The sequence below is a fragment of the Brucella pituitosa genome (assembly GCF_965577835.1).
Taxonomy (GTDB): domain Bacteria; phylum Pseudomonadota; class Alphaproteobacteria; order Rhizobiales; family Rhizobiaceae; genus Brucella; species Brucella pituitosa.
In genome coordinates this window covers 1195766-1212920 of record NZ_OZ264093.1, presented here as the reverse complement: position 1 = coordinate 1212920, position 17155 = coordinate 1195766, and the positions used below count along the sequence as shown (strand labels likewise).

Here is a 17155-nt window from a genome sequence, read left to right as displayed (position 1 = left end):
CAATCCGTCACACGGTAGCAGCGCTCGACAGATTGGCCGAGAATGCGCTTTCTATATTCGACTGATTTTGTAGAAAATTAGAACCAGCAACGGCGCAATTACGCGCCACTGCTTATTGTTCTTGGCGGTTAAGCTGATACGCCGAGATTATCTTTCAATGTTTCTCCGGCATAATCGCTGCGGAACACGCCTTTGTCCTGAAGGATCGGTACAACCTTTTCAACGAATTCGTCGAAGCCTCCGGGCGTAAGGTGCGGCGCAAACACGAACCCATCGGCTGCATCAGCCTGAACATAGGCGTTGATTTCGTCCGCTATAGTCTGCGGCGTGCCAACAAATTGCTGACGCGCTGTAACCTTAATAATCAGGTCACGGATGCTGAGTTTGTCACGTTCAGCGAGCTCGCGCCACGCACGCGCCGTATCAATGCGGTCATCATAACGTGTTGCACGCCCGAGAGCCAATTGCTCGTGTGCAACATCCGGCTCCAATTCCGGAAGCGGTCCATCCGGATCATAGTTTGAAAGATCGCGGTTCCATACCTGTTCCAGAAAAGTAATTGCCGATCTTGGACTGACCTGCTGCAGACGGATTTCCCGAAGCTTTTCTTCTGCATCTTCCTGCGTATCGCCCAAAACGAAATTGGCGCCCGGCAGGATTTTCAGCGAATCCGGACTACGCCCATAATGAGCCAAACGCTGCTTCACATCGCGATAAAATTCCTGCCCCGCTTCCAGTGTGCCATGGCGGGAATAGATGACATCGGCGTGGCTTGCGGCAAGCTCGCGCCCTTCCTGCGAGTCGCCAGCCTGTGCAATAACGGGCGCGCCTTGCGGTAGCGGTGCCAGATCTGAGTGACCAGCAATGTCAAAATGCTTGCCCTTGAAAGCAAAATCACCTCCAGCCCAGATTTTTTGCGCGGCATCAAGAAATTCGCGCGCACGCTCATAGCGTTCCTTGAAGGGCAGATGATCGCCTCGCCGGAAATTCGCGCCAGTAAATGCACCCGGTGATGTCACCACATTCCAGCCTGCACGCCCGTCGGAGAGAGTGTCAAAAGTCGCAAGCTGTCGCGCAAGCGCATAGGGTTCGTTGAATGTGGTTGTTAGCGTACCGATAAGGCCCACATTTTCGGTGATTGCAGAGAGTGCGGTGAGAATAGCCAGCGTATTGGGCCGACCAGCAACATCAAGCTCGTGAAGCTTTCCCTTTTGCTCGCGCACGCGCAAGCCTTCCGCAAGAAAGATGAAATCAAACTTCCCGCGCTCGACCGTTTCAGCAAAATGCTTGAACGAAGAAAACTCGATCTGGCTGCCCGCTGCCGGATCACTCCATACGGTGAAATTGTTGACGCCCGGAAACTGCGCTCCGAGAATAACCTGCTTCAGCTTTGTCATTTTCCCGGTTCCTTCGCTCAAGCGGCTGTTGAATAACGATTGATTGCTTCCGGCAGGCCAAACCGCGCCCTCAGCGTGGTGCCTTCGCCGTTGTGAACAAGCTTGTGAGCCTGCAATGCGGGCAGCAGTTCTCTGAGAACGAAATCGCTTTGCGATTGCGGATCAGACAAGAGCAACCTTATGCCCGAAGCGCCCCATGCTTGGTTCTCAATAACGGCATCAATCGTTTCCTGAACACTTAGCTTGTCAGAAAGCGCGATGTCGGCGACGACAACCGGCGCTGTGCGATCATGCACGGATGCGCCAGCAGCCCTGATAAGCTGCTCATCCGCTGCAACAAACACCACATCCGCATTCCGGGCGACATTCAGCTCATCGAGGTTTGAAAGTTTGGTGGCTACAATCGGCTGGCCCTGCGGTGGACGCGGGGTGATTGAAGGCCCAAGAATTCGGAAATTGTCGCTTTCAAAGTTGATGTAGTGCAGTTTGGATGCATCAAGAAAACGCTGCGTTTTCTTATCGCGGATAACGGCATCGTCTTCCCAGCTATCCCAAAGCCTGCGGATAACTTCGATTGCATCCTGGGCGTCCGTTTTAAGCGCCTGTTGAGCAAGCAAAGGATAACCATTCAACGCACCCAGCGCTTTGCTGGCTTCCAGATTGCGCTGTTTTGTGAGCTGCTGCACAAGCAGTCCAGCGCGCCCTTCGCTGACATAATCAAGCGTCGCAATGGCTGTCGAAACGTGAAACGGTTCCAGAAAATTCACCGGAGCACCGGCGATGATACCAATATTGGTGAGACGTGGTGCAAGCCAGTTGGCCAGCAAGATGGCATCCAGCCCATCGCCGCCCTTGTGTGCGAACTCATCTTCCAGTGTCAGAAATGCAAACGCACCATCAAACGGTTTTGTCAGCTCCGTCCAGAACTGCCGCGATTGCTTGAGGCTCGTTTGAGGTGCGGTTGCGGCGCTGATACCCACGCCTAAGAGCAGGGTTTTAGACTGCGTCATGATTTTATTCCGATCGTCATTGAATGAATTGGATAACTAGCCAACGCGAACAACGCTCAGCTCTGGCTTGCTTGCGCCCGAGGCGGGAAGAAGCCGCGCAAAGTCTGTGAGTATTTGCGCATAATCCTCGGCGTGAAATTCGTAAGGCAGCTCCAACCGAAATTCGGAGACACGCGGGAGAACAGGATCGGCTGCAAGTGTTTCCAGAATTTGCTCTGTCGTGCCCACAATATCGGGCAGAAACAAAGTGCGGCGCGGACCATGGGCGAAACCCGTTCGCTTGTCGCGTTCGGAGGCGAATTCCGCATAGCGACGGCGCGCATCGGGACTTGCACTGTCCGTGGGCAAGATCACCCGGCCAAGTGCGACACGCGGCGCACGCTCATGCACCCATTCCTGACGGAACCGTTCTATGAGTGCTTTTTGGGCTGTCAGAAAATCATCCGTGTTCTCACCGCTGACAATGTTTCCCGTCAGAAGATTAAACCCAGCCTGCCCCGCCCAGCGTGCTGAATTCTGTGATCCACCGCCATACCACAGGCGGTCGGTCAGCCCTCTAGCAAAAGGCCTCAAACGCGGGATTTGCGCACCAGCGGCATTGCCCGCTTCGGTCTCGCCCGAAAGCGGTTCTGACCGCAGAGCCTGTGCCAGTTTTTCTGCACGCGCATGACTGAAATCAGCGATGGGAGCGGCATCGACGAAATCTGCAATAAGATGCGCAAAAGGCGGCGCACCAACTGAAACGCCAACATTCAGCCTGCCGTTTGACAGCAGGTCCACAGTTGCCAGATCTTCGGCCAGCCGGAACGGGTTTTCATATCCAAGCTGGATGACCGCAGTGCCAAGACCGATGCGTTTTGTTCGCTGTGAAGCGGCGGCGAGGAAGGTAGCGGCAGATGAAATGCCGCGTTCCAGATGGCGCTGGCGCACCCATGCGCTGTCATATCCCAGCTGCTCTCCATGTTCGAAAAGTTGGAGCGTATCCTCTAAACCCCGTGCGGGATCACTCTCGTGATGACTGCCGGGAATGAGAAAGGCGAAATGTTCGATATGTGAAAGGGGCATGGCTTGTTTCCCTTCTCACGCAGCGGTTTCGCGATAGCTTTGAAGTCGCGCAAGAATTTTTGCTTCCTGCACCGCCTTACGTTCCTGCACGCGCTGCGTTGCCTCCTCAAATGAGGCCGATGCGGGATAGAGCGGCGAGGAGATCTGCTGGCCTAGCTTGGAGCCGATGTGCTTTTCAAAAGGCAGCGACCGATATTGCTGAACATCTAAAGATGTGTCGAAGAGCGGGCGATAGCCGAGTGAAATGTAAAGCGCTGTGGCCTCGGGTTGGCGAAAGCCGGTCGAGAGATAAGCCCGTGTGTAACCTAGCTCACCGGCACTTTCTTCAAGCGCCAAAACGATGCGGCGCGCCAGTCCCTGCCTACGCAAATGCGATGCCGTCCAGATACGCTTGAGTTCGACGGTTTCATCGTCGTGGCTCATATAGGCACCCCCGGCAATGGTCTCCCCATCGCGCTGAAGCAGCAGGAAACCGCCAAGCGGCGCCGCAAATGCCTCTGTGGGATAGCGCAGAATTTCTGTGCGCGCGCCGCCCGGTCGGTCCAGATTCGCATAACGGCTGTCATATTCATGAACCAGCCCATCGATGAGAGGCTGTGCTGCCGGGTCCAAAAGAGAAGACTGGATAATAGTATCAACCATAGAATGCCTCCGCTGAAACAAATCCTGTCCGACTTGTGTTGAGTGGAAGCATAAAGCTGCCATCGAACAGTATCTCTCCTTAACGGTGCCTCTTTGCTCGCACGTTTGCACGGCATGAACGTTTAATGAGCGTGCAAATATTGGAAGATCGTTGCTCGATTAATATTCTACAAAAAACATAGATTATCTCCTCATTGAAGTTGTTGGTGAGGATCAAATGCCCTACGCGCTCAGTTTTCTCGATAAAAGTCCCATTCATGACGGCGAAGCAGCCCAGGCGGCGCTGACCCGCACGATAAAGCTTGCGCAGAAAGCAGAAGCCGCAGGCTTTCATCGTTTCTGGGTGGCAGAGCACCACAACTCACCGGGGCTTGCCAGTTCGTCACCGGAGGTACTGATCGGCTTTTTGTTGGCTCATACCCATCATATCCGGATTGGTTCTGGCGGTGTGATGCTGCAGCATTACAGCGCGTACAAAGTCGCTGAGAACTTCAATCTGCTTGCATCACTTGCCCCGGGACGGGTCGATTTGGGCGTCGGAAAAGCGCCGGGTGGCTTGCCGCTGTCAACTCGCGCATTGCAAGGGGCTTATGACCCAGACCGAAAGCCATCTTTTAAACAGCAACTCGCAGAGCTTGATGGGTATCTCGATCATGGTTCAGAGAAACCAGATGATGAAAACGGTATTGCCGCCTATCCGGTTCCGCCGCAAAAACCTGAACGTTTCCTGCTGGGTGCGAGCGTCGAAAGTGCTGAACTTGCGGCGCAGCTCGATTGGAACTTCGTTTATGCCGGACATATTCAGGGCGATCCGGCAGCCATCAAAGAAGCGGTTGAAGCCTATCGGACAATTACGAACCGCCCTGCCATTTTAGCGGTCAGCGTTATTGTTGCTGAGAGCGATGCCGAGGCGGAAAAACTGGCAGGCGATATTCGCCGCTTCCGTGTCGCGGTCGAAGGCCTGCAGCCAGTCAATGTCGGCAGTCACGAACAGGCGCTTGAATATGTGCGACAGGCCGGTGCCACACAATACAGCATCGAAGAGCGCACGCCTCGTGTGATCCGTGGCACAGCCTTGCATGTTCACAATGAGCTTCAACGCCTGCATCGGGAGTTGGGCATCGCCGAGTTCGTTGTCGACTGTCCTGTTTCAGAAGGCAGCCATCGTCTCAAAACCATTGAGCTGCTCGCCAATAATCGCCCGGCAATCGCGGCATAAACTCTCCCAATTTCCCGACACTGGATATTCAACGTGGTAACAAGACGAGCTTTCCTGGCTGGCGCCAGCGCCCTTACTCTGATCATTGCTGCTGGAGCTGAAATCACTTCGGCCAAAGCGAATGCTGAACCCGTCAGCGGTGGTTCTCTCACATGGGGCGTGGAGACAGAACCAAGCACACTTAACCCCCATTTGAACGGTCAGGCCAAAGCCAAGCTCATCTTGCGCAACAGCTATGAATCCCTTTTGGCCCGCACACCGGAGGGTGGTTATGTGCCGTGGCTCGCCAAGAGCTATGAAGTTTCTGAAGACGGCAAAACCTACACGTTTAAACTACGCGACGGCGTGAAGTTTTCGGATGGTGAGAAATTCGATGCGGCGGCTGTTGCTCTCAACTTTAGCAAACTCAAAGAGCCCACTTATTCTGGAAGCATCAGTGCAGGCCATGTCGCGCGTGTCAGCGAAGTCACGGCCGTTGATTCACTGACTGTCGTTATAAAACTCGACCGCGTTTACGCACCTTTTCTGGATGGTGCGGCGGGCATTGAACTGATCTCGCCCAAAGCATTCGAGTCTACACAGCTGAAGGCTGGTGGAACAGAAGTTGCCGGAACAGGCCCCTTCATTATCGACCGTTATATCAAGGGTCAGGAAATCCGCTTCGTTAAAAACCCGGATTATAATTGGGCGCCCGAAAATGCCGCGCATCAAGGCCCGGCCTATCTCGATGATGTGACCTATCGTTTCCTGCCTGAATCCTCAGTGCGTATCGGCGCACTCACTTCCGGGCAGATTGATGCCGCAGAAGGTATCTCCGGCAACGATGCGCAACTTTTCAAAGATAACCCGGAATTTAGCTACCAAACTTCAACCAACACAGGAACGCCTTATACGCTCTATCTCAACATCACCCGCGAACCCACTTCCGACGTCAATGTCCGTAAAGCAGTGCTGGCTGCCGTCGATGTCGAACGCATTATTCAGTCGGTTTATCGCGGTGAACGCGAACGTGCTTGGGGCATTCTTACGCCCGCCGACACAGACTTTTACGACAAGTCGATTGAAGGCACTTACGGGTTTAATCCAGAACTAGCCAATAAGCTTCTCGATGAAGCTGGCTGGACGGAACGTGATGCGGACGGCTTCCGCACCAAAGACGGCAAACGTCTGACAATCGAGATTGTGCAGTCACAATCCACCGTGCGCGACCAGCGGGATATTCTGTTACAGGCGGTACAGGCCCAGGCGCGGCAGAATGCGGGCATCGATATTGCGCTGCAATATGTCGATGCTGGTACCTATTCCAGCCGTCAGACAGACGGCGAATACGGCATCATTCCAAACTCGACCACGACGCAGGAAAACGGCGTCACCATCTACTTCCATTATCTGCCACGAGATAAGGGCGGCTCGATCAACTATAGCCGGACAGAAGACCCCAAAGTCTCCCAATGGTTGGACCAAGGCGCTTCGACGCTCGATCCCAAAAGGCGCTTTGAGACTTACGCAGAACTGCAACGCTTCGCGCTGCTCGATCAGGCTTACGGCCTGCCACTTTATGTTCCAGCCGATCAGATCGTCGCATCATCCCGCGTTCAAGGCATTGGTTTCCGCCCTTTCAAGCGGCTTCCGGAAAACGCCTACGACATCTGGCTTCAAAATTAATTTCATCGCTCTTAAGAGAGACAAATCCATGCTTAATCGCCGATATTTCCTGACACTCGGAACCGCCCTTATCGCAGCGGTCGCACTGCCAAAAATCGCATTCGCGGAAGATGCCAAACCCGTTGAAGGTGGCAAGCTGGTCTGGGGCGTTGAAACTCAGCCTGCAACACTCAATCCGCAACTCAATGGTCAGGACAAAACCAAACTTCTGTTGCGCAATGCTTATGAATCGCTGCTCGCACGCACCGCTGACGGCGGTTATGTATCTTGGCTTGCGAAAGATCATAAGATTTCGGACGACGGTAAAACCTACACATTCACGCTACGCGATGATGTGAAGTTTACGGACGGCGAAAAATTCAATGCGGAAGCCGTAGTAGCCAACATTACGGCACTCAAAGACCCGGCCTATTCCGGCAGCACAAGCACCGGGCCAGTGTCGCGCATTGCAGAAGCGAAAGCGCTTGACGAAAACACCGTCAGTTTCACGCTCAAAGGCATTTACGCGCCATTTCTCGATTATATTGCCAGCCTGGAAATTCTCTCGCCTGCTGCATTCAAATCCGAAGAAATCAAATCCGGTGGACCTGAGGTTGCAGGAACCGGTCCTTTCATTTTGAAGCGCTATGCCAAAGGACAGGAACTCAACTTCGTAAAAAACCCGGATTACAACTGGGCACCGGCAAATGCCGGTCATCAGGGGCCAGCCTATCTTGATGAAGTGACCTACCGTTTCCTGGGCGAGTCTTCGGTCAGAACCGGCGCCCTTACGTCTGGTCAGGTTGATGTCATTGAAGGTGTGTCGGGCAATGATGCGGCCTTGTTCAAGGACAATCCTGATTTCACCTATCAGACGGCCTTGAATACCGGCACACCTTATTCGCTTTTCCTCAATGTCGAATGGGGGCCGACGCAGGAGCTTAATGTTCGCAAAGCACTGGCTGCAGCGATTGATGTCGATGCCGTTCTCAAATCTGTCTATCGCGGGGAACGCACCCGCGCATGGGGCATCACTTCGCCTATTGATCCGCAGTTCTACGATAAAAGCATCGAAGGAAAATACGGTGCCAATCCAGAGCTTGCCAACAAGCTTCTCGATGAAGCGGGCTGGACCGAACGCAATGCGGAAGGCTTCCGCACCAAGGATGGCAAGCCGCTGACCATCGAAGTTATTCAGGCACAGGCAACCGTGCGTGATCAGCGCGATGTTCTTTTGCAGGCTTTGCAGGCACAGGCGCGCCAGAGTGCGGGCATTGATCTCAAGATCGTTTATGTGGATGCCGGAACCTACACAGATCGCCGCAAGACCGGCGAATTTGGCTCGATTGCCAATTCCAATACGCCAACCGATGCTATCGATATCGAGCTGCATTACCTGCCACTCGATAAGGGCGGTTACATCAATTACAGCCGCGCTTCAGCACCTGAATTAGCGCAATGGCTGAATGAAGCCGCCTCAACGCTCGATCAGACCAAGCGGTTTGAGCTTTACAGCAAGCTGCAAAATTTCGCCATTTTGGATCAGGCCTATGCCTTGCCGCTGTACGAGCCTGAAGATCAGGTTGCCGCTGCAAGCTATGTCAAAGGCATCAGCTTCCGCCCATTCAAGCAACTTCCAGAAAGCGCGCACAATATCTGGCGCAGCGAATAAGCACGCTTTTCGCGGACTTCGTCACAAAGGAGCTACAGATCATGGATGCTGAAAATACCACGACCATCGGTCGCGCACCTGCAAGCTGGTTGCCCCGGCGTTTCGGAGTCCCGCGGAACAGTCTTACGGGACAAATCACCCTGCGCATAAGTTCAGGTCTGCTGGTTCTTTGGGCTGCAATCACGCTGAGCTTCATCAGCGTCCATCTCGCGCCGGGCGACATCGTCAGCATACTGATTGGCGAGCAGTTACGCACGCCTGAAGTCGAAGCTGCCATTCGCGCTGAATGGGGGCTGGATGATCCAATCTTCATGCAATACCTGTCCTATCTCGGACGTATTCTGCATGGCGATTTTGGCCGCTCCTATTATCTACAGACAGACGTTTCACAGCTGTTGTTTTCGCAGATGTGGCCGACGCTCAAGCTCGCGGGGGCCGCGCTCTTTGTGGCAATCGTCTTTGCTGTTGGCAGCGCTGTTTTGACAGCCGGTAAAAAGCTGCCGCGCTCAATCGCGGCCGGCACAGAACTTGTGCTGATTTCAACGCCATCCTTCTGGCTTGGCATCGTTCTGCTCTTCGTCTTCTCCTTCACACTCAAGCTGTTTCCGGTGTCTGGGGACAGGAATTTCGCAGCACTCGTTCTTCCAGCTCTATCGCTTGGTTTGTCTTTAGGTGCGGTGATCGGACAGGTCCTACGCGAAGGTCTGGAACGCGCACTGGAAGAACCCTTTGCGCTGACTGTGCGAAGTTGGGGTACCAGCAATCTTGTGCTGCGTTTGAGACATGGTTTGCGCCATGCATCGCTACCAGCAGTGACACTGACCGGCTGGCTGATTGGTGGGCTTCTTTCAGGCGCCGTCATTACCGAAGCCGTCTTCGGGCGTCCCGGTCTTGGCCGCATCACGGTTGATGCAGTGCTTTATCACGACCTGCCGGTGGTGCTGGCAGTCGCTATTTTCTCGGCGTTTATCTATGTGGTGATGAGCACCATCGTTGATGTGCTCTATCTGCTGATTGATCCGCGCCTGAGAACCGAAGGCCGGAGATAGATCATGAGTGTCACCCCCGCACTTGAAACACACTCGACGGCAAAACCGGCTGGTACAAGCTTACGTAATCTGGCCCGATTGGTCCTTTCGCGCCCGGCACTGGCACTACCATCACTCTTTCTAACGCTAATTGCCGTTGCAACGCTCTGGCCGGGTTTACTTACAACAGCCGATCCATTGCTGGCCGATCCGCTACAAGCACAATTGCCGCCTTCTGCAGAACATTGGTTTGGCACCGATCATCTTGGCCGCGACGTGTTTTCACGCGTGGTTCACGGTGCGCGCTATTCCGTTCTGATCGGCTTTAGCGCTGTGGCTATCGGTGCTATCGCTGGCTCGATTTTGGGGCTGCTGGCTGGATTATCGCGCGGCTTGGTTGATGAAGCAATTTCCCGTTTTCTTGACGTGGTGTCTTCGTTTCCCGATCTGCTGCTGGCTCTTGTTTTCATCTCGTTCACAGGACCGGGCACCGTCAATCTGATCTTTGCGCTTGGGGTTGCCATCATTCCGCGTTTCGCCCGCGTCGTGCGCGCGCAGACCTTTGTTATCGCGCAAAGTGGTTATGTCGAGCAGGCGAAAACATTTGGGCTGAAGCGTCACATCCTCGTACTGCGGCACGTATTGCCCCACGCCATTGCGCAGGTACCAATCCTTGCAACAATCGGGCTTGGCACAGCGATCATCAGCGCTGCGGGCTTGAGCTTTCTTGGCATGGGACCGCAGCCGCCAGCTCCCGAATGGGGTGCGATGCTCTCAGAAGCGCGCAATTATCTGCGTGTTGCATGGTGGATTGGCGTCTGGCCCGGTCTGGCCATCACACTCACCGTTATCTCCATCAGCATTCTCGGACGACGCTGGCAACTTGCCTTTGAAGGCCGGAGGCAGTCATGACAACGCCCCTTGTTGAAATTCGCAATCTATCCATCAGCTTTCAACGCGATGACCAATTGGTCAAAGTCGTCGAAGGCATCAATTTGACCATTCACCCCGGTGAGACGGTAGCGCTTGTTGGAGAGTCCGGTTCGGGTAAGTCAGTGACGGCACGAGCACTGATCGGACTTTCAGGCCCAAGCGCTATCGTCAAGGCTGACCTTTTCGAGATCGATGGTCTGAGTGTCCTTGATTACCGCGATAAGGAATGGCGGGGGTTGCGCGGCAACAAGATCGGTTTCGTCCTACAGGACGCGCTGGTTTCGCTTGATCCACTACGTCGCATCTCGCAACAGCTTTCCGATGCCTTTGGCGTCAAGGGCTTCTTCCGAAGGCCGGATGTCACGGATCGCAGCAAGGCATTGCTGCGCTCGGTCGGCATTCCCGACCCTGATCGCAGATTGCTGCAATATCCACATCAGCTTTCCGGCGGTTTGCGGCAACGCGCACTGATCGCAACAGCGGTTGCCCGCTCGCCGTCACTGCTTATTGCCGACGAACCGACCACAGCGCTTGACGCGACGGTTCAGAAGCAGATCCTCGATCTTCTTGCGGAGCGTCGCCGGGCGGGACACACACTTCTGCTGATTAGCCATGATCTTGCTGTTGTCTCAAGGCTGGCCGATCGCGTTCTGGTCATGCACAATGGCCGCATCGTTGAGGAAGGCCCAACAAGGCAGATACTCAGTGCGCCGAAGGAAGCCTATACGCGACATTTGCTTGAAGCCGTGCCATCGGCAGGTTCGCGCGGTTACAGGCTTTCGCCAACGCAGCCGCACCAACCACAAATCCGGGTGGCTCTGCCAGCAAAGCGCATCGATGAGAGCACCAATGTTCTCGAAGCCAAAGGGCTTTTCAAACATTATGGCAAAGCCAACACGCCTTTGGCCGTCAATGATGTCTCATTCTCGTTGAAAGCTGGCGAAGCGCTCGGCATTGTTGGGGAATCCGGCTCTGGCAAAACCACCGTCGCAAAGATCGTCCTGGGGTTAACTGAACCCGACCAGGGTAAGGTGCATATTGATGGCAGGCTCTGGAGCAATCTGCGTGAGGAGCAACGCCGCGAACAACGTGCGCATATGCAACTGATTGCGCAGGATGCGCTCAGTTCGTTCGATCCGCGTTACACGGTTGAAAAGATCGTCGGTGAAAGCCTTGATTCAGTTCATGTCTATGGCGATGAACGCCGCAAGCGCGTGGTGGAAGTGCTGGATGCTGTGCGTCTGGGCGCTCAGTTTCTCAAGCGCTATCCCCGTGAATTGTCGGGCGGTCAGCGCCAGCGTGTCGCCATCGCGCGTGCCTTTGCACCGCGCCCGAAATTGCTGGTCGCCGATGAGCCTGTAAGCGCGCTTGATGTATCGGTGCAGGCTCAGGTGCTCGACCTTTTGGCCGAGCTACAAGCAGCTTCAGGCACATCGCTTTTGTTCATTTCCCACGACCTTGGCGTCGTCCATCATCTGACAGACCGCGTTCTGGTGATGAAGGACGGTCGCATCGTTGAAAGCGGCGCTGTTGAACGCGTCTTTTCCCAGCCACAGCACAATTACACACGCGCCCTGCTGGATGCCGTTCCAACGATTAGCGCCGCTTGAATTACTATTTAACGCGCATCTTGTCCGAAAACCGTTTCACACTTTTCGGGATGCGCTTCTTGAGGAGATCACTATGACAAGAATACGTACCCGCCGCTTGAAAACCCTGTTCGGTGCCAGCAACGTTGTTTCCGCGGACAATGACCAGGACAAGACCTTTGGGTTCAAACGCGCAATAGAGTTGGCAAAGAAGGCGGAAGCCGAGAAAATCACCGGTCTTTTTACTGCCGACCTTCTGCAACTTGACCCGGCGGGTCTTGCAGGCACCACTGGCACGCAAGACCCGGTTATCGCGCTTGCAGCGCTGGCACATGCCACATCGCATATCGGGCTTATTGCGACCGTCTCAACAACATTTTTGCATCCTTATAATCTCGCACGCCAGATCGGAACGCTGGATCATTTGAGCGGTGGCAGAACGGGCTGGAATGCCGTGACCTCTTCGGTCGGCGAAGAGAATTTCGGCGGCGATCTGCCAAGTCCGGAAGAGCGCTATGAACGTGCTGCGGAATTTATCGAGATCGTCAACGCGCTCTATGATGCAAATGAACGTGATGCGATCACCCGCAAAGCGTCGGGTAATATCTCTGTCCACCCGGAAAAATTTCACCCCATCAACTATCGTGGCAAGCATTTCAGCGTAGAAGGGCCACTGAATGTGCCACCTCTGCCGCAGGGTCGTCCGGTTCAGTTTCAGGCCGGCCAATCCGACGCCGGTGTCACCGTTGGCGCCCGCTATGCTGAAGTCGTCTATACGTCACAGCCGAAGCTCGAAGATGCTGTGGCCTTTGCCACCGAGCTGCGCCGCAGAGCAGCACAGTTTGGCCGAGCCAACAATCTGCCATTCATCATGAACTCGCTTCATTCGCTAATTGGCTCATCGGAAGCCGATGTTGTTCGCCGTCTGAAAGACAAGCATGAGGCAATCGATTATGATCAGGGACGTGTCAAACTTGCAGATATGCTCGGCGGCCATATTGATCTGAGCGAGCTGCCGCTCGACAAGTCTCTACCGGAAAACCTGCTGCCGGAAGTCACCAGCATTAACCGCCGCCGGGGCCGTGTTGAAGTCTTCCGCCGCTATGCGCGTGAAGGTCTGACCCTGCGTCAGTTGATTATTGAGGCACAGGAAACCGGTCACTGGTCGATTGCAGGTACGCCGGAGCAACTTGTTGATGCGATTGAAGAACGCTTCAATACGGGTGCTGTCGACGTTCTAACACTGCACGGCATTGGCAATCCCGATCAGGAAGATTTGCTTCTAAATGGCCTGATCCCTGAGCTTCGCCGCCGCTCGCTGATTGATACGGATTATATCGGTTCTGACTTCCGCGCCAATCTGGAACTGCCAGCCTTATCCGTTGCAACACCATCTCAAGCCCGGAGCGCCTGAAATGGCAAAGCGTGAGGGTTTTCTGCGTTTTGGCTTGTTCGTCTATCCGGTCGGCCACCATATTGCGGCATGGCGGCACCCTGATGCTGTTGCAAATGCTGGCATCAATTTCGATTATTACCGCAACGTTGCCTCGCTGGCAGAAGCAGCCAAATTCGATCTGCTGTTTCTTGCCGATGGTGCAGGAACTCGCGGCGACAATCTCGAAATTCTGAGCCGCACAGCGCACAGCTATGTAGCACAGTTTGAGCCGCTCACGCTTTTGTCCGCGCTCTCGGCTGTCACCAGCCATATCGGTCTTGTTGCGACGGCCTCATCAAGTTTCAATGAGCCTTTTCACATCGCACGAAAATTTGCCTCGCTTGACCATTTAAGCGGTGGTCGCGCGGGCTATAACCTTGTGACGTCGGCCAGCGACTTTGAGGCGCGCAATTTCAATCTCGACCGTCATTATGAACATGCCGACCGTTATGAACGGGCGGAAGAATTTGCCGATGTCGTCACGGGGCTATGGAACAGCTGGGAAGATGATGCCTTTCTTTATGACAAGGAGCAGGCACGGTTTTTCGACCCTAACAAGCGGCATGTGCTTGATCACAAAGGCAAGCACTTCTCAGTGCAGGGACCGTTGAATGTGCCGCGTTCGCCGCAAGGGCATCCGGTGACCGTGCAGGCCGGTTCATCGGCGGCTGGAAGGGAATTGGCAGCAAAAAGTGCAGATGTTGTTTTCACGGCACAGCAGACTGTTGAGGAAGCTTCCGCTTTCTACAAAGATGTCAAACAGCGTGCAGCACACTATGGGCGTGATGCCGACGATATCAAAATCATGCCAGGCATTTTTCCGGTTGTTGGTCGCACGAGGCAGGAGGCTCAGGACAAATTTGTTAAACTTCAGAACCTCATTCACCCATCGGTGGGACTAAACATTCTCTCGTCAGGCTGGTCTGGTCCCGACCTTTCGCAGTTTGATCTCGACGGTCCCGTGCCTGAGTTGCCGGAAACTCAAGGCAGCAAAAGCAGACAAGAGCTTCTGTTTGAATTGGCGCGGCGCGAAAATCTGACCATTCGTGAGCTTTATCTACGGGTTGCGGGCGCGCGTGGTCATCTGCAAATCGTCGGTACAGCGACGGACGTGGCTGACGCGCTCGAAGAGCGTTTTGAAACCTATGGCGCGGATGGCTTCAATGTGATGCCGCCGATCTTCCCGGCAGGTCTGGAAGACTTTGCCGAGCTGGTGCTGCCGGAGCTTCGTCGCCGCGGGCTTGCCCGCAGCGATTATGATGGTCCGACATTGCGGGACAATCTCGGTTTGAAAATACCGATCCATCCCGCGACATCGGTTCAGAGTTCAGACACCTTAGCTGCCATCAAAAAAGCGGTTTGAAGGGCGAGGGAGGCCCAAGTGTTCACGCAGTGTGCTGCCCTCGTAATCGGTGCGGAAGATACCACGGCGCTGTAGCTCAGGCACCAGTCTTTCCGCCACATCATCAAGGCCTTGCGGAAGGAAGGGGAATACAATCGTGAAGCCGTCACTGGCATCCTCTTCCAGCCATTTCTGCATTTCATCGGCAACGCTTTCGACCGTTCCGACGAAAGCAAGGCCTGAATAGCCACCGTAACGCTGGGCAAGCTGACGGACAGTCAGCTTTTCCTCTTCGGCCAGTTTAAGAACCTGCGCCCTGCCAGACTTGCTTGCATTGGTTTCGGGAATTTGAGGCAAATAGTCGTCTGGATCAAAACCTGATACATCGTGGCCCAGAGCAATCGATAGCGATGCGATACCGCTATCATAGTGAACAAGACTATCGAGCTTCGCACGCTTCTGCTTGGCTTCCTCAAGGCTATCGCCAAGGACGATGAAGGCGGCAGGCAATATCTTCAACGACGATGGCGCGCGACCGGCGGCAGCCAATCGCGACTTCAAATCAGCATAAAGCTTTTTTGATTCAACAATGTCTCGCGGCGCACAGAATACCACTTCCGCAGTTTCTGCCGCCAGCTGGCGACCCGGTTCTGATTGACCAGCCTGAACAATCACCGGCCATCCTTGTACGGGACGCGCGATATTGAGCGGTCCACGCACATTGAAATCATCGCCATGGTGATCCAGAACATGCATCTTGGCAGGATCGAAGAAGATACCGCTTTCCTGATCCCGGATGAATGCATCATCCGCAAAGCTGTCCCAAAGCCCCGTTACAACATCATAGAACTCGCGCGCACGCTTGTAGCGTTCGCCATGCTCGACATGCTCGTCCTTACCGAAGTTGAGCGCTGAATCAGGATTGGACGTCGTGACGATGTTCCACGCTGCACGCCCCTGACTGATATGGTCAAGCGAGGCAAAACGTCTGGCAATATGATAGGGTTCATCAAATGTCGTGGAGGCCGTTGCAGCCAATCCGATCTTGTCAGTCACCGCTGCCAGAGCCGACAGCAGCGTGAATGGTTCAAATGATGTAACTGTATGACTACGCTTCAACGCCTCGACCGGCATGTTGAGGACAGCGAGGTGATCCGCCATGAAGAATGCGTCGAATTTCGCTGCTTCAAGTTTCTGGGCGAAAGCCTTCAGATGCTTGAAATTGAAATTCGCGTCGGCATAGGCACCGGGATATCGCCAAGCGCCAGTATGCAGGCTTACAGGACGCATAAACGCCGTAAGATGAAGAGACTTGTTCAATTGATTGTTCCTGAGGCTATTGCAAAATGAGGTGGGCGCTTCTCGATGAGCGTTTGTCAGATCGGTGATTTTACGACTACGCACTCATTGAGCTAAGAAATATGATTGCGCAGCCTGCGCCACTCAAGGAATTTGCACTTCATATTTCCGTGATTCATGGATCATCGTGCTAAGCGCCCGTCACAGAGCAATGTTAGACTCTATCCCAATATCTTGCGTTGGCTTTATTGGGTTTTATCGACAAACTCGACATGGCATATTTTAGGAGTGGAACCGACATCGACCTTTGACGTTGAAGATGACGATCCGGCGCACGCCTGAGGACGGAGACGTTTCTACTGAAAAATACAAAGTGGATCGAAGGGAGGTCAGAGAGATGAAAGCACGAACAGCGAGTGTTGGTGATCTTGAAAGCGTTTTTCACGACCTTTCAGAGCGAATGGCCACAGAATATATTGCGGCCGGTAAAGACGTGAGGTCTGCCTACGACAATCTTACCATGAACCTGCGTGAAGGACGCGCACATGCGTTGATCGAAAACGACAAAGTCGTTGCGATCATTGCATGGCAGGAAGCGGACGAGGCAACGGATACACTGTTTGCGGCAAAAGAAGATTTCTTCAATGCACGATCCGTCCGGTTCTGCCGAAAACACATAAAGCAGATTCAAGCTTTATCGGGTGATCGTCCGATACATTCCAGAAGCTGGCTTGATCGTCCTGACGTTGTGAGATGGTTCAGGATCATCGGCTATCAAGAAGCGGGACATGAAGATGGAGCCCAGCTTTTCGAGCTTTTGCCGCCCAAAGGAAACAGCCTCTCAAGCCAGTAGTTTTGTTTCCAATCGTGTTTTTTATTG

The 17155-nt window shown here is 54.1% G+C and carries 14 protein-coding genes; 9 read left to right on the top strand and 5 right to left on the bottom strand.

Annotated features, from left to right (window positions below; genetic code table 11):
- Positions 1–128: 128 nt before the first annotated feature.
- From ACSME1_RS16960 to ACSME1_RS16945, 4 genes are read right to left on the bottom strand one after another with little or no spacing between them, the layout of a single operon-like run.
- The gene (locus tag ACSME1_RS16960; RefSeq protein ID WP_024900070.1) at positions 129–1397 is read right to left on the bottom strand and encodes an LLM class flavin-dependent oxidoreductase; all 1269 of its coding nucleotides are present in this window, start codon (positions 1395–1397) and stop codon (positions 129–131) included.
- A 17-nt stretch (positions 1398–1414) separates the two neighbouring features.
- The gene (locus ACSME1_RS16955) at positions 1415–2407 is read right to left on the bottom strand and encodes an LLM class flavin-dependent oxidoreductase (protein ID WP_105706353.1); all 993 of its coding nucleotides are present in this window, start codon (positions 2405–2407) and stop codon (positions 1415–1417) included.
- 36 nt (positions 2408–2443) lie between these two features.
- Complete coding sequence (locus tag ACSME1_RS16950) at positions 2444–3472, bottom strand: LLM class flavin-dependent oxidoreductase (protein ID WP_105534610.1); 1029 nt, start codon at positions 3470–3472, stop codon at positions 2444–2446.
- A gap of 15 nt (positions 3473–3487) precedes the next feature.
- A complete protein-coding gene (locus ACSME1_RS16945) occupies positions 3488–4114 on the bottom strand; it encodes a GNAT family N-acetyltransferase (RefSeq protein ID WP_100557062.1) in 627 nt (208 codons plus the stop codon).
- A 217-nt stretch (positions 4115–4331) separates the two neighbouring features.
- Between ACSME1_RS16945 and ACSME1_RS16940 the strand changes: the two genes are divergently transcribed.
- The 8 genes from ACSME1_RS16940 (at position 4332) to ACSME1_RS16905 (ending at position 14997) form a co-directional block, all read left to right on the top strand.
- Entirely contained in the window at positions 4332–5333 is a 1002-nt protein-coding gene (locus tag ACSME1_RS16940; protein ID WP_105534611.1) for an LLM class flavin-dependent oxidoreductase, read from the top strand.
- A 33-nt stretch (positions 5334–5366) separates the two neighbouring features.
- Positions 5367–6998, top strand: coding sequence for an ABC transporter substrate-binding protein (locus tag ACSME1_RS16935; protein WP_024900066.1), 1632 nt, complete (start codon positions 5367–5369; stop codon positions 6996–6998).
- Positions 6999–7026: 28 nt separating this feature from the next.
- Positions 7027–8649 (top strand): ABC transporter substrate-binding protein, encoded by a 1623-nt coding sequence (locus tag ACSME1_RS16930; RefSeq protein ID WP_105534612.1) that lies wholly within the window; start codon positions 7027–7029, stop codon positions 8647–8649.
- Positions 8650–8690: 41 nt separating this feature from the next.
- Complete coding sequence (locus ACSME1_RS16925; protein WP_007878999.1) at positions 8691–9698, top strand: ABC transporter permease; 1008 nt, start codon at positions 8691–8693, stop codon at positions 9696–9698.
- Positions 9699–9701: 3 nt separating this feature from the next.
- Positions 9702–10589 carry an ABC transporter permease gene (locus tag ACSME1_RS16920; RefSeq protein ID WP_100557067.1) on the top strand — a complete coding sequence of 296 codons (888 nt, stop codon included), beginning with the start codon at positions 9702–9704 and terminating at the stop codon, positions 10587–10589.
- Entirely contained in the window at positions 10586–12220 is a 1635-nt protein-coding gene (locus tag ACSME1_RS16915) for a dipeptide ABC transporter ATP-binding protein (protein WP_105706357.1), read from the top strand. Before ACSME1_RS16920 ends, ACSME1_RS16915 begins: the two co-directional genes overlap by 4 nt.
- A gap of 73 nt (positions 12221–12293) precedes the next feature.
- Positions 12294–13613, top strand: a complete 1320-nt coding sequence (locus ACSME1_RS16910; protein ID WP_105706358.1) for an NtaA/DmoA family FMN-dependent monooxygenase — start codon at positions 12294–12296, stop codon at positions 13611–13613.
- A gap of 1 nt (position 13614) precedes the next feature.
- Positions 13615–14997, top strand: coding sequence for an LLM class flavin-dependent oxidoreductase (locus ACSME1_RS16905; protein ID WP_105706360.1), 1383 nt, complete (start codon positions 13615–13617; stop codon positions 14995–14997).
- Here the strand turns inward: ACSME1_RS16905 and ACSME1_RS16900 are convergent.
- Positions 14971–16266 carry an LLM class flavin-dependent oxidoreductase gene (locus tag ACSME1_RS16900; RefSeq protein ID WP_105706451.1) on the bottom strand — a complete coding sequence of 432 codons (1296 nt, stop codon included), beginning with the start codon at positions 16264–16266 and terminating at the stop codon, positions 14971–14973. The genes ACSME1_RS16905 and ACSME1_RS16900 overlap by 27 nt on opposite strands.
- A gap of 406 nt (positions 16267–16672) precedes the next feature.
- Between ACSME1_RS16900 and ACSME1_RS16895 the strand changes: the two genes are divergently transcribed.
- Positions 16673–17128 (top strand): hypothetical protein, encoded by a 456-nt coding sequence (locus ACSME1_RS16895; protein ID WP_024899977.1) that lies wholly within the window; start codon positions 16673–16675, stop codon positions 17126–17128.
- Positions 17129–17155: the final 27 nt, after the last annotated feature.

Bases quoted from the DNA above. Each gene is read 5' to 3' on its own strand.
- ACSME1_RS16900 (WP_105706451.1), bottom strand. From the start codon at position 16,266: ATGCGTCCTGTAAGCCTGCATACTGGCGCTTGGCGATATCCCGGTGCC.
- ACSME1_RS16910 (WP_105706358.1), top strand. From the start codon at position 12,294: ATGACAAGAATACGTACCCGCCGCTTGAAAACCCTGTTCGGTGCCAGC.
- ACSME1_RS16915 (WP_105706357.1), top strand. From the start codon at position 10,586: ATGACAACGCCCCTTGTTGAAATTCGCAATCTATCCATCAGCTTTCAA.
- ACSME1_RS16895 (WP_024899977.1), top strand. From the start codon at position 16,673: ATGAAAGCACGAACAGCGAGTGTTGGTGATCTTGAAAGCGTTTTTCAC.
- ACSME1_RS16955 (WP_105706353.1), bottom strand. From the start codon at position 2,407: ATGACGCAGTCTAAAACCCTGCTCTTAGGCGTGGGTATCAGCGCCGCA.
- ACSME1_RS16940 (WP_105534611.1), top strand. From the start codon at position 4,332: ATGCCCTACGCGCTCAGTTTTCTCGATAAAAGTCCCATTCATGACGGC.
- ACSME1_RS16930 (WP_105534612.1), top strand. From the start codon at position 7,027: ATGCTTAATCGCCGATATTTCCTGACACTCGGAACCGCCCTTATCGCA.
- ACSME1_RS16950 (WP_105534610.1), bottom strand. From the start codon at position 3,472: ATGCCCCTTTCACATATCGAACATTTCGCCTTTCTCATTCCCGGCAGT.
- ACSME1_RS16960 (WP_024900070.1), bottom strand. From the start codon at position 1,397: ATGACAAAGCTGAAGCAGGTTATTCTCGGAGCGCAGTTTCCGGGCGTC.
- ACSME1_RS16925 (WP_007878999.1), top strand. From the start codon at position 8,691: ATGGATGCTGAAAATACCACGACCATCGGTCGCGCACCTGCAAGCTGG.
- ACSME1_RS16920 (WP_100557067.1), top strand. From the start codon at position 9,702: ATGAGTGTCACCCCCGCACTTGAAACACACTCGACGGCAAAACCGGCT.
- ACSME1_RS16905 (WP_105706360.1), top strand. From the start codon at position 13,615: ATGGCAAAGCGTGAGGGTTTTCTGCGTTTTGGCTTGTTCGTCTATCCG.
- ACSME1_RS16945 (WP_100557062.1), bottom strand. From the start codon at position 4,114: ATGGTTGATACTATTATCCAGTCTTCTCTTTTGGACCCGGCAGCACAG.